1 pseudogene is annotated in these 279 nt (G+C 62.7%); it reads left to right on the top strand.

Annotated elements, in window-relative coordinates:
• Positions 1 to 279, top strand: a pseudogene (locus DL891_RS16975) (leucine--tRNA ligase); the annotation flags it as partial.

Here is a 279-nt window from a genome sequence, read left to right as displayed (position 1 = left end):
CCCGTCGTGCGGCAAGCCCGCGCGCCGCGAGACCGACACGATGGATACCTTCATCGATTCGTGCTGGTACTACATGCGCTACACGTGCCCGGACGGCGCCACGATGGTCGACGCCCGCAACGATTACTGGATGCCGATGGACCAGTACATCGGCGGCATCGAACACGCGATCCTGCACCTGCTGTACGCGCGCTTCTGGACCAAGGTCATGCGTGACCTGGGCCTTGTCAAGTTCGACGAGCCGTTCACCAACCTGCTCACGCAGGGCATGGTGCTCAA

The sequence above is a fragment of the Homoserinimonas sp. OAct 916 genome (genome assembly GCF_003260275.1).
GTDB lineage: Bacteria > Actinomycetota > Actinomycetes > Actinomycetales > Microbacteriaceae > OACT-916.
Note: the sequence above shows the minus strand (reverse complement) of the source record. Positions and strands in the feature narration are given on the sequence as shown.